Origin of the sequence: Pedobacter nototheniae (genome assembly GCF_004335085.1) — a bacterium.
Lineage (GTDB): Bacteria > Bacteroidota > Bacteroidia > Sphingobacteriales > Sphingobacteriaceae > Pedobacter > Pedobacter nototheniae.
This window is the reverse complement of sequence record NZ_RQRS01000001.1, coordinates 365,505-377,571: the sequence shown is the minus strand read 5'-3', so window position 1 is coordinate 377,571 and position 12,067 is coordinate 365,505. Positions and strand designations below refer to the sequence as shown.

Below are 12,067 nucleotides of genomic sequence, written 5' to 3'. Positions count from 1 at the left end.
TTGCAGTTTGGGGTTTGCTGTTTTCAGTTTAACAATTGTTTTAAACTTTACTTAGTATTGACCACGATCGGTTTAAGACGTATAACGCCAACTCCTATCTCCAAACTAATTGTTACCTTTGCATTATGGTTATTAAAACGGCAACATTTGTTTGCAGCAACACCCAGGTATCGGCTTTGCCGCCGCCAACTATGCCCGAGTATGCCTTTATTGGTCGTTCTAACGTGGGCAAATCTTCTTTAATTAATATGTTGGTTAATCAGCATGGGCTTGCAAAAACTTCGCAACGCCCGGGTAAAACCCAATTAATTAATCATTTTCTGGTAAACGAATCTTGGTATATCGTAGATTTACCTGGCTATGGATACGCCAAAGTTTCCAAAACTAGTCGTGAAAAGTGGGAGAAATTTATTCGTGCATACATTACAAAAAGAGAAAGTTTACAATGTGTTTTTGTGCTTATTGATAGCCGTTTAGATCCACAACAAATAGATCTTGAATTTTGCTATTGGTTGGGCGAAAAGCAAATTCCTTTCTCCTTATTATTTACTAAAGCAGATAAACAAGGTGGTACAACTACAGCTAAAAATGTGGCTGCTTTTAAAAGAAAACTGAGCGATTGGTTTGAAGAAATTCCAACAACAATTGTTACTTCTGCCGAAAAACAAACAGGTAGAGATGAGGTTTTACACTTCATTACCGAAGTGAACAAAGATTTTGTTAAGCCCACGGTATTTAAACAGTTTTAGATTTCTGTTCTATTTATAAATGAAAAAGTATTTTTCACTCGTATTATTTGCGCACTCTGTATTTGCATTGCCTTTTGCAATGATTGGTTTCTTTTTGGGCGTTACCACTACCGAAGCACCATTTTCCTGGTACAAACTTATTTTAGTTTTGCTTTGTATGGTATTTGCCCGCAACGCTGCAATGGCTTTTAATCGCTATTTGGATAGAAACATTGATGCTAAAAATCCGCGTACAAAAATGCGTGATATTCCGGCAGGAAAAGTTTCGGCTAATGAGGCTTTAATTTTTGTAATTACCAACTGCATATTATTTGCTGTAACCACGTATTTTATTAATCCACTATGCTTTTATTTATCGCCAGTGGCATTATTTGTTGTACTTTTTTATAGCTACACTAAAAGGTTTACAGCACTTTGCCATTTGGTTTTAGGTTTAGGCCTAGCCCTTGCACCCATTGGCGCTTATATTGCGGTAACAGGTCATTTTGCATTGGTTCCTGTTTTATACTCCTTAACGGTACTATTTTGGGTAAGTGGCTTTGATATTATTTATGCCTTACAGGATGAAGATTTTGATCGTGAAGAAAATTTACATTCGATTCCGTCAGCGCTTGGCATAAAAAATGCTTTAAATGTTTCAATATTACTGCACGTATTATCCGCTGCCTGCGTAATTATTCCAGTATTCTTTACTACGTTTAGCTGGGTTTATTACATTGGTGTTGTATTTTTTTGCTGCATGTTAATTTATCAGCACTTATTAGTTAAACCGAATGATATTAGTAAAGTAAACAGAGCTTTTCAAACCACAAATGGCTATGCATCAGTTGTATTTGCTGTTTGTTTTTTAATTGATGCGTATATAAGGTATAAATGAGAGAGTTTTGAATGAATGAATTTTGAATGACTAAATTTTGAATGAATGTTTTAGACAATGTACAAATCATTCACTCAATCAATCATTCACTCATTCAATAATTCACTCATTCAATAATTCAATAATTAAACATTATGATTATAAACAAAAAACCTAGAACATATATTCCACAAGATTTAGCCATTACCTGGGAAAGTCTTGAACCTTTATTTTCAGAATTACAGAATAGAGAAATTAATAGCCTTCCTGAGTTAGAGCAATGGCTAAAGGACCGTTCGGAACTGGAAGCGGCTTTAGAAGAAGATTTTGCATGGCGCTATATTAAAATGAGTTGCGATACAGCTAATGAAGAATTGGTTAAAAACTTTCAATATTTTGCGACTGAAATTGAGCCTAAAATCTCTCCTTTATCTAACGAACTAAACAAAAAATTTGTTGAAAGTCCTTTTATGGATGATTTAGATAAAGAAAAATACTTTGTTTACAGCAGAGCGATTAAAAAAGCCTTAGAGCTTTATCGTGATGAAAACATCGAATTATTTACCGAATTACAAGTTAAACAACAAAAATATCAAGGCATTACAGGTGCCATGAGTGTAGAAATTAATAGGCAGGAATATACATTGGAACAGGCTTCGGTTTTTATAAAAGACTTAAACAGAGAAGTACGTGAAAATGCCTGGAAAACCATTCAACAAAGACGATTAATAGATAAAGACGATTTAAATATCCTGTTTGATGAGTTAATTCGTTTGCGAAATCAGGTGGCATTAAACGCAGGTTTTGAAAATTACCGCGATTATATGTTTCAAGCTTTGGGTCGTTTTGATTATACCCCACAAGATTGTTATGATTTTGCAAATGCTATAGAAAAAGAAATCGTTCCAATTTTAAAAGAGCAGGCAGAAAAACGCCGCGAAGCTTTAGGTTTGGAGGTTTTAAAACCCTGGGATATGGAAGTAAGTGTAAGCGGTAAGCCTGCATTGAAACCCTTTAATAATGGCGAAGAATTAATTGATAAAAGTATTGCTTGCTTTAATGCCATTGATAAAAAACTAGGCGATAAGCTGGCAACCATGAAAGCCAACAATCTTTTTGATGTAGAAAGTAGAAAAGGGAAAGCACCTGGAGGTTATAATTATCCATTGGCAGAAACTGGCGCACCGTTTATATTTATGAACTCTGCCAATTCACTTCGTGATTTAACTACAATGGTACACGAAGGCGGCCACGCGATACATACTTTTTTAACGGCAAATTTAGAGCTTAACGATTTTAAACATTGCCCATCCGAAGTTGCAGAACTTGCTTCAATGAGTATGGAATTAATTTCTATGGATAAATGGGATGTTTATTTCAGCAACCCGGAGGAATTAAATCGTGCTAAAAAAGAACAACTTGCCGATGTTTTAAAAACATTACCATGGGTTGCCGTAATTGATCAGTTTCAACACTGGATTTATACCAACCCAAATCATACCGCAGCCGATAGAGAAGAAACGTTTAAACAAATTTATAATCGTTTTGGTGCTGGTTTTGCCAACTGGGAAGATTTAGAACAAGCTTTTGGTAATGTTTGGCAAAAACAATTGCATTTATTCGAAGTGCCTTTTTATTATATCGAATATGCAATTGCACAACTTGGTGCCATTGCTGTTTGGAAAAACTATAAAGAAAATCCTGAAAAGGCTTTGGATCAATATTTAGCCGCTCTAGCCTTAGGTTACACTAAACCTATGAACGAAATTTATGAAACTGCAGGAATTAAATTTGATTTTAGTGCCACTTATGTTAAAGAATTAGCAGATTTTGTAAAACAGGAATTAGAGAAACTGGGTTAAGTGTAAATTTCAATACAGATTATTCATTTTCATAACAAACCCCGCAGTTTTTTCAACCTGCGGGGTTTTGTATTTTCTCCAGATGAGCCTCGGATAAGCTCCCGACGACTGGATTCTCTCCAGCAGAGCCTCGGATAAGCTCCCGACAACCGGATTCTCTCCAGCAGAGCCTCGGATAAGCTCCCGACGACCGGATTCTCTCCAGCAGAGCCTCGGATGAGCTCCCGACGACCGGATTCTCTCCAGCAGAGCCTCGGATGAGCTCCCGTCAACCGGATTCTCTCCAGCAGAGCCTCGGATAAGCTCCCGACGACTGGATTCTCTCCAGCAGAGCCTCGGATGAGCTCCCGACAACCAGATTCTCTCCAGCAGAGCCTCGGATAAGCTCCCGACGACCGGATTCTCTCCAGCAGAGCCTCGGATAAGCTCCCGACAACCGGATTCTCTCCAGCAGAGCCTCGGATCAACTGCCAGCTAAGCTATAGCTTCGTCTTTTTTCCTGATTTTCAAAATCACAAACATCACCAATAAGGATAAAACAATCATTATTAAATAACTATAGCTTAAATTTCGTTCATCTTTAGCAGGTACAAGGTTTACGATTCCATAACTTAAAAAAGATACAATTACATAGGTAATGCCTCCGGTTAAGCCGCCAGCTATACCTGCGTTTTTAGGGAATTTACTTAAGCAGAAAGTAAAATAATTATTAAAGGTAAAACCTGCGCCAACATGGATTATAAACGCAAAGAAAATTAGCGAATACAAATTGCTTATAAAGCTTAAACTTGCGATCATTACAACTACAAAAACAAGTTGCATTAATGAATTTATAGCTAATCTTTTAAAAAACGGACGGTTAATAGTTGCTTTACCAATAAAGCCGCCTACCATCCATGCAAAGCCTAAAACTAACGAACTATAGCCCGCAATTACTGGCGATAAATGTAAATGATGCTCGATAATAAATGGCCCCGTCATGTTGTAAACCATTACCATGCAGTAAGCCAAACCAAGCATAACAATCCCTAAAGTAAAACTTGTTGTTTTAATCATTTGGGCATAAATTCCGGCTATTTTCTTGATGTGGAAATCGGTATAATGTTTTAATGTTTCGCCACTAAAAACCAATTCAAGCACTGCAAATACTAAGGCGAAACCCGCTAAAAAGTAAAAGTTAGATTCCCACCCGAACGCTGCTTGTAAATATCCTCCAATAAATGGGGCAACAATTGGTCCGGTTGACCAAATAATAGAGAATAAACTCAAATAATGTTTAAGCTTATCACCTTCAAAAAGATCCACAAAGTAAGCCCTCTTAGCAACCACAATAGCACCAACGGTTAAACCGTGAATAATTCTCATTAAATAAATCAGGTAAATATTATGGGTTGTTGCAATAATTAAGCTCGCCCCTGCGAAAATAAGTAAGGCGTACAAGCCAATTTTATATCGCCCGAAGCTATCCAGTACACTGCCAATAAATAGCTGAGAAACGCCATAACTTATTAAGAAAAGACTAAGCGTTAGCTGTACCTGAATGCTTGAAACATTCATTGCACCTGCCATTGTTGGTAAAGATGGAATGTAAATATCGGTTGCGAAACCTGAAAGTGGAATTAATGCAAAAGCCAGTAAAGTTGCTATCCCCTGGTGGTTTTCTTTTATATTTTTTGTTTTAGTATCTGTTCTCATATCCCTCGCTGCATTATTAATTAAATTGTATTAATCAAAGTAAAAAATCTATTAATACTTGTTTGAGCGGCAAAAGTAGGCTTTTAAAGGATAACAGAATTATGCAAATCAAAGAATGAATTATTACAATGAAAGTAATGTGCAAATTTGACTTTAAACTAATAAACCGTAAATTTTAAAAGATTAATCTGTTAAAAAGGGTATTGAAATCCATCATTTTTGTATGTAATGAAATTTATATCGTGCATTAGAAATTTTTAGAACATATTTTTTTAAGTTTGGAGAATACAACAACCTAACAACAATGTTCGAAAAGCTATTCAGAAAGAAATCTATTTCCAAAATATTGCAGGATGCAGCAAAAGGCTATGGCGATCATGAAAGTTCATTACATAAAACCCTCGGTGTTCGAGATTTAACCGCTTTTGGTATTGCTGCAATTATTGGAGCGGGCATTTTTAGTACAATTGGTAAAGCCAGCGCAGATGGAGGTCCTGCAGTAATTTTTCTTTTTATTTTTACTGCTGTTGCTTGTAGTTTCGCTGCTTTTGCATATGCAGAATTTGCCTCCATGGTGCCTGTTTCTGGTAGTGCTTACACCTATTCTTACGTTGCTTTTGGCGAATTAGTAGCCTGGATAATTGGTTGGTCACTCATTATGGAGTACGCCATTGGCAATATTACCGTTGCTATTTCATGGTCTGATTACTTTACAGGACTGCTCTCCTCCATTCGAATACCAGCTTGGGGAATAGATGGAATTAATCTACCAGGGTGGATGACAATGGATTATTTAAGCGCCTACAATGGGCATAAACATGCTGAGGCACTTATAAATGCTGGTAAAAGCATTAGCGGATTAGATGCAGCAACGGCAGCAGCAAATAGCGCATGGCTTTCGGCACCAAAAATTGGTAGTTTTCATATCGTTGCAGATCTTCCTGCTTTAGGGATTATCATATTTATTACCTGGTTAGTTTATCGCGGAATGAAAGAGAGTCGTAACGCTAGCAATGCCATGGTTGTGGTTAAATTAGCGGTAATACTTTTGGTTTTGGCGGTAGGTGTATTTTACATTGATACCAAAAATTGGAATCCTTTTGCTCCAAACGGCGTTTCAGGAGTTTTAAAGGGCGTTTCGGCTGTATTTTTTGCTTACATAGGTTTTGATGCTATTTCTACAACTGCAGAAGAGTGTAAAAACCCTCAAAGAGATTTACCTCGCGGAATGATGTGGGCAATTATAATTTGTACTATACTTTATGTTGCCATTGCATTGGTATTAACCGGAATAGTAAAATCGGATACATTGGCTGTTGGCGATCCATTGGCTTTTGTTTTTGATCAGATAGATTTAAAATTAATGAGTGGAATTATTGCGGTGAGTGCTGTATTTGCAATGGCTAGTGTTCTTTTAGTCTTCCAAATGGGCCAGCCACGTATATGGATGAGCATGAGTCGTGATGGTTTATTACCGAAATCATTCTCCAAAATTCACCCAAAGTATAAAACACCTTCTTTTGCAACCATCGTAGTGGGCTTTGTAGTCGCTGTTCCGTCATTATTTATGAACCTTACTATTGTTACCGATTTATGTTCTATTGGTACCTTATTTGCCTTTGTATTGGTTTGTGCTGGTGTTTTAGTGTTACAAAACAGACCAGATGTACAGCGAGGAAAATTTAAAATCCCTTACGTAAATAGTAAATACATTATTCCTCTTGCTTTTATTGGCTGTATTGCTTTTGCCTTTACAAAGTATAACAAAGAAACTAAAGAATTTATTTTTAATACCCCAAAAACAGTTCAAACCATTTCTTTTGTAACTTCTTTAAATGGAGAAGAGCTTAAAATTGTTAAGGAAGAAATCATTAAAAACGCTGCGCCGCAAATTATGCTTGCAGAAAAAGTAGATGCAGAGGCTTATTTAAGCAGCTTACCTTCTGATCGTTATGAGCAATTTATTTCAGCTTCGAAAGTTTCAATAGAGAAGAAATACGAAAGTGGTTGGGGCTTATTTAAACATAAAATTCCAATGTGGATTTTCCTTATTATTTGTGTATTTATAGCTTACTATAGCATTACTAAAAACCTTTCTTTAATCCCTGTTTTAGGCTTAATAAGTTGTTTATATATGATGTGCGAGCTAGGTATTTCTAACTGGATTGGTTTTAGTATTTGGCTTGTTATTGGTCTTGTAATCTACTTTATGTATGGTTACAAACATAGTAAATTGGCTAATCCTGAAGTTTAAATTATAAACCCTACGAGATGACGATTTTTGAAAAAATTGAATTGTATAAAACTCAAAAAAACTACTGCAAAATTACCAGGCAAGTAGATCAAAAATCTAAATGCTTATCTCATGGTTATATTGTAGACTATTCATACAACTTTGTTCTTCTTTTAGAAACTCATGATTTTAAGTTTGAAGGCTTGTGTATTTTTCCAATCTCCAGTATTGTTAAAATAAGGTTTAATGAATATGACCAGTATTTTGACTACATCATGGAAGCTGAACAGCAAAAAAAGCTAATTAAAATTGATTATCCGATAGATTTAACAGACTGGAAATCAATTTTTAAATCAATTAAAAAAACTGAATTAGTTTGTATTATAGAAAAAGAAGGTAAAAAAAATCCATTTTTCTTAATAGGTCCGATCGAAGAAGTTAAAAACAAAAAAGTTTTAATTCATAATTTTGACCCACTTGGTTATTTAGATAAGGAATTTACTAAAGTCAAATTCAACGATATTTCTCAAGCTAAATTTAATGACCCTTACGGAAATACTTTTGGTAAATATTTAAGAAAAAGATAATAAAAAATGAGGCGATAAAATATCACCTCATTTTTTCTAGTTTTGTTGTTAATAAGAATGTTTTAACTCTTATACACAACCATATATTCCATTATATCCATAGCCTCTGCAAAAAGCCTGAGCTTCATCAATGGTAGAGCAGCAAACATCCGCGTAAGATATTACATCATCATTATTTCCACAAATAATATGATAACCCAAACAAGGTGGATTACCTGGATCGCCTGGAGGAAGTTTTCCACCTAAAACATTTTTCATTTCAGCTTTGCTGAGTAGGTTCTTTTTTTTCATTTTTTAAAGTTTAAGTTTGTTCACTTAGATTTTAATTGCCTTTCACGCAAGGCAAATTGAGCGATATCAATAAAAGTTGACATTCATTTTTAAAAAATATTTCTACCCTACTGTATATTTAATCTACACCAGAGCAGTTCAAAAACTTAATCCAATGTGGCTAAATCGCCTAAATTTTCTACTTCTTTATTTGATTAGCTTATTAAGTCAATATAGTTATATTATTAGAAATATAAAATCTTATTATTGTTACATTCTTAATCAAATTATCAATACCAAACCATGTGTAAGGCCTTTATTTGCAATCTGAATCTAAGAATGTATAAATTCAAGAAATGAAAAAGCCTCAGTTTAATTAATAAACTGAGGCTTTTTTGAATTATATGAAGGGATTATTTTGTTTTTTTTCCATTGTTCGGTGAGACACCAACCAATAGAATCCCCCTATCGGTCGATGTCTCCAGGGTCACCGCATTTAAATTAGGTTAAAGAGGGATAATAGATATTTATGATCCCATCCGGCTTTCCCCCTATCGGTCGGTGTCTCCAGGGTCAACGCATTTAAATTAGGTTAAAGAGGGATAATAGATATTTATGATCCCATCTGACTTTCCCCCTATCGGTCCGTGTCTCCAGGGTCAACGCATTTAAATTAGATTAAAGAGGGATAATAGATATTTATGATCCCATCCGGCTTTCCCCTATCGGTCGGTGTCTCACCGACCGATACTTTAGCATTTTTTAATATCTTTATTTTTCTAAAATCTTGATTAAAATCCTTATTTTCCTCCAAGTTATCCCTCCAACTAAAACGTTAATTATGAGTATATTTCACAAACGGCAGGGACAAATGGATTACAACTATCCATATTTTTATACAGATACCATCTTCGGTTTTGCGCATTTGCTTAAAAACGATCATTTAAAAATGGTTATCATAAAATCTCTCCAATATTTAGTTCAGCAAAACTTAGTTGAGGTATATGGATATGTAATTATGCCAAATCACATTCATCTAATTTGGAGGATTTTAAAAATGAACGGAAAAGAAAGTCCAGTTGCAAGTTTCACAAAATTTACAGCACATCAGTTTAAAAAACATCTGCTAGCGGAGTCTCCAGATTTACTGGAAATGTATAAGTCTGACAAAGAAGATCGCAACTATCAATTTTGGAAACGTGACCCCTTAGCAATTCTCTTAAGCGCAGATGAAATATTACTTCAGAAGTTGGATTATATACATGACAATCCGATTAAAGAAAAATGGAAGTTGAGTGATTATCCTGAAAATTATGAATGGAGCAGTGCCAACTTTTATCAAACAGGGATAGATAAATTCGATATTCTTACTCATTTTAGAGATTAAATTATTTCGGTCGGTGAGACACCGACCGATAGGCAAATAGGCTAATGCCAAAAATGAGAGCATAAAAAAATCCGTCATTCAAATAGAGTGGCGGATTTTTAATTTTCCCCTATCGGCTGGTGAGACACCGACCGATAGGCAAAATATTATCTTAATCTTTCTTCTTCACAAAAGCCATAACAGTTATCAATATTAAGCCTGCAATTGAAGCAATCATATATCGATTTTCATTTTGCCAGTGCAAAATTTTAGCCGTAGGCCCAACAAGGAAAAGACAAATAGCAACAATCAAAAGGAAACTTCTCATTGATTAAACAGGCAATCTGTTCAATTCAATATCATCAGGCGTTACAAAAATCAATGGTACTTTTTCCACATCCACGTAACTGCTATCTAAACCAAAACTTCTTTCCTCTGATAAACTTAATTTTTTAAGGATAAAGTAGTAATCCATAATGGTACGTTCATAAAAACTCAATTTAGTAAACTTAGAAAGATGTTTTTCTAGCAATACAAACCTAAAGTCGCCAGCTATTTTATGTTTGTTTAATGAAGCATACTGACTGGTAATATCCACTTCGCCATTTTTAACCAATTCTTCAACCACTTTACGATATAACAGATTTACCCTTTGCTCTATCCTAAAACCTAGTTTAAAATCAATACGAATTAATTTTCCAGGAATTAAAAATTCCACTTTATAATCCAATGTATAAGGCTCATCCATCACATCAACGTGTACTAACCAGTATACATCGGCACGTTTAGGTTCTTTTTGAATAATGGAATAAATGATTTTCGATTCTATCTCCGTTTTAAAATTGGCACTGGTTAAATACACCAATTGAGAAGAGTATTTTGGAACAGATTCATCATTACTTAACTCACCGATAATCTCATAATAATCTTCAATTTCTACATATTTAACGAAACGATTCTTGATTTTTCGGGCCACAAACCAACTCCACATAATTGTGAATAAAAGTGATCCAATTAATACTGTTACCCATCCACCGTGTACAAATTTAGTTAAGTTACTTACTAAAAATGTTCCTTCAATAATGATGTAGGTAAGGAAAAATATTAATATAGAATATTTAGGAAAACGCTTGCTTCGCAAATAATAACTTACCAAAATGGTTGTCATTAGCATGGCTATGGTAATTGATAAACCGTAGGCAGCATCCATTCGCTCTGATTCTCTAAACAATAAAACAATACCACAACATCCAATCCATAACATCCAGTTAATAGAAGGCACATATAATTGTCCTTTTGAAACAGTTGGATAAACGATTCTGATTTTTGGCCAAAGATTTAATCTTACAGCCTCTGATATTAAAGTAAATGAACCACTTATTAAGGCTTGACTTGCAATAATAGCTGCCATTGTAGCTAGTATTACCATTGCCACCTGATACTGCTCAGGAATGATTTGAAAGAAAGGATTCATTTTTGCTCCTGGAATAAAGCCTTTTGAATTTTGCAAAATCCAAACACCCTGTCCCAAATAGTTCATTATTAAGGTAAGCTTAACAAAAATCCAACTTGTACGGATGTTGTTTCTACCACAGTGACCTAAATCTGAATAAAGTGCTTCAGCTCCTGTTGTACATAAGAAAACCCCTCCTAAAATGTAAAATGCATTATGGTTGGTAACCAACAGATGAACTGCATAATATGGATTTAAAGCTCTTAAAATGCTCAAATCCTTAACAATAAACATTAAACCCAGCAAACCTAAAACTGCAAACCAGATAAACATGACTGGTCCAAAAAGTTTTCCAACTAAATTAGTTCCAAACTGTTGAATAATAAACAGTACCGTTAATATACTTAATACAATAGGAATAACAGGAACATCGAATTTATTGGTTAAACCTTCAATTGCTGAGGTTACCGTAATACTTGGGGTAATAATTCCATCAGCTAGTAAAGCACAACCACCAACAATGGCTGGTATTACGAGCCATTTAGCTTTTTTACGCACCAATGAAAAGAGTGAAAATATCCCTCCCTCACCTTTATTATCTGCCCTTAAAGTTATAATTACATATTTAATGGTAGTTTGAAGCGTCAATGTCCAGATAATACATGATAATACTCCTAATACAACTTGCGGAGTAACTGCCTCTGGTGTGCTGGCTATTCCACCTCTTACACCTAAAATGATTTTGAAAATAGCATTCAGCGTATATAAAGGAGAAGTACCAATATCGCCAAACACAATTCCTAAACTAATCAGAACCCCACCGGCGGTTAACGCATTTACATTTTTATGATTTGACACTTTAATATTTTTTAGTGCGGCAAAAGTAAACTAACTATAACAATTTAACAACCAATTTATTGTGTATTTTTGACACCATCAAAATCATTTTTTTATGTTAAAATGTGTTAAATTGTGGTTTTTAAACAAAATGTTTAA

Annotated in this window: 9 protein-coding genes; 6 read left to right on the top strand and 3 right to left on the bottom strand. The window is 34.8% G+C overall.

What is annotated here, in order from left to right; all coding sequences use genetic code 11:
• The first annotated feature begins 125 nt into the window (after positions 1–125).
• The 3 genes from yihA to EHC72_RS01620 all read left to right on the top strand — a co-directional run bounded on the left by yihA (position 126) and on the right by EHC72_RS01620 (position 3,467).
• On the top strand, positions 126–749 hold the full coding sequence (gene yihA, locus EHC72_RS01630; RefSeq protein ID WP_131535732.1) for a ribosome biogenesis GTP-binding protein YihA/YsxC: 624 nt from the start codon (positions 126–128) through the stop codon (positions 747–749).
• 19 nt (positions 750–768) lie between these two features.
• Positions 769–1,626 (top strand): UbiA-like polyprenyltransferase, encoded by an 858-nt coding sequence (locus EHC72_RS01625; protein ID WP_131535731.1) that lies wholly within the window; start codon positions 769–771, stop codon positions 1,624–1,626.
• 134 nt (positions 1,627–1,760) lie between these two features.
• A complete protein-coding gene (locus EHC72_RS01620) occupies positions 1,761–3,467 on the top strand; it encodes a M3 family oligoendopeptidase (protein ID WP_131535730.1) in 1,707 nt (568 codons plus the stop codon).
• A gap of 474 nt (positions 3,468–3,941) precedes the next feature.
• Here the strand turns inward: EHC72_RS01620 and EHC72_RS01615 are convergent, their stop codons facing one another.
• The gene (locus EHC72_RS01615) at positions 3,942–5,162 is read right to left on the bottom strand and encodes an MFS transporter (RefSeq protein ID WP_131535729.1); all 1,221 of its coding nucleotides are present in this window, start codon (positions 5,160–5,162) and stop codon (positions 3,942–3,944) included.
• 304 nt (positions 5,163–5,466) lie between these two features.
• Between EHC72_RS01615 and EHC72_RS01610 the strand changes: the two genes are divergently transcribed.
• Positions 5,467–7,416, top strand: coding sequence for an amino acid permease (locus EHC72_RS01610; protein ID WP_131535728.1), 1,950 nt, complete (start codon positions 5,467–5,469; stop codon positions 7,414–7,416).
• 17 nt (positions 7,417–7,433) lie between these two features.
• Positions 7,434–7,982 carry a hypothetical protein gene (locus EHC72_RS01605; RefSeq protein ID WP_131535727.1) on the top strand — a complete coding sequence of 183 codons (549 nt, stop codon included), beginning with the start codon at positions 7,434–7,436 and terminating at the stop codon, positions 7,980–7,982.
• A gap of 69 nt (positions 7,983–8,051) precedes the next feature.
• Here EHC72_RS01605 and EHC72_RS01600 read toward each other — a convergent pair whose 3' ends face one another.
• Positions 8,052–8,273 carry a hypothetical protein gene (locus tag EHC72_RS01600; protein WP_131535726.1) on the bottom strand — a complete coding sequence of 74 codons (222 nt, stop codon included), beginning with the start codon at positions 8,271–8,273 and terminating at the stop codon, positions 8,052–8,054.
• An 820-nt stretch (positions 8,274–9,093) separates the two neighbouring features.
• Here EHC72_RS01600 and EHC72_RS01595 point away from each other — a divergent pair.
• Complete coding sequence (locus EHC72_RS01595; protein WP_211660258.1) at positions 9,094–9,639, top strand: transposase; 546 nt, start codon at positions 9,094–9,096, stop codon at positions 9,637–9,639.
• A gap of 310 nt (positions 9,640–9,949) precedes the next feature.
• On the opposite strand, the gene EHC72_RS01590 is transcribed toward EHC72_RS01595, so the two are convergent.
• Positions 9,950–11,929 (bottom strand): KUP/HAK/KT family potassium transporter, encoded by a 1,980-nt coding sequence (locus EHC72_RS01590; protein WP_131535725.1) that lies wholly within the window; start codon positions 11,927–11,929, stop codon positions 9,950–9,952.
• Between the last annotated feature and the right edge of the window lie 138 nt (positions 11,930–12,067).

Coding starts and splice junctions, on each gene's coding strand:
- EHC72_RS01625 (WP_131535731.1), top strand. CDS start 769: ATGAAAAAGTATTTTTCACTCGTATTATTTGCGCACTCTGTATTTGCA.
- EHC72_RS01600 (WP_131535726.1), bottom strand. CDS start 8,273: ATGAAAAAAAAGAACCTACTCAGCAAAGCTGAAATGAAAAATGTTTTA.
- EHC72_RS01610 (WP_131535728.1), top strand. CDS start 5,467: ATGTTCGAAAAGCTATTCAGAAAGAAATCTATTTCCAAAATATTGCAG.
- EHC72_RS01595 (WP_211660258.1), top strand. CDS start 9,094: ATGAGTATATTTCACAAACGGCAGGGACAAATGGATTACAACTATCCA.
- yihA (WP_131535732.1), top strand. CDS start 126: ATGGTTATTAAAACGGCAACATTTGTTTGCAGCAACACCCAGGTATCG.
- EHC72_RS01605 (WP_131535727.1), top strand. CDS start 7,434: ATGACGATTTTTGAAAAAATTGAATTGTATAAAACTCAAAAAAACTAC.
- EHC72_RS01615 (WP_131535729.1), bottom strand. CDS start 5,162: ATGAGAACAGATACTAAAACAAAAAATATAAAAGAAAACCACCAGGGG.
- EHC72_RS01620 (WP_131535730.1), top strand. CDS start 1,761: ATGATTATAAACAAAAAACCTAGAACATATATTCCACAAGATTTAGCC.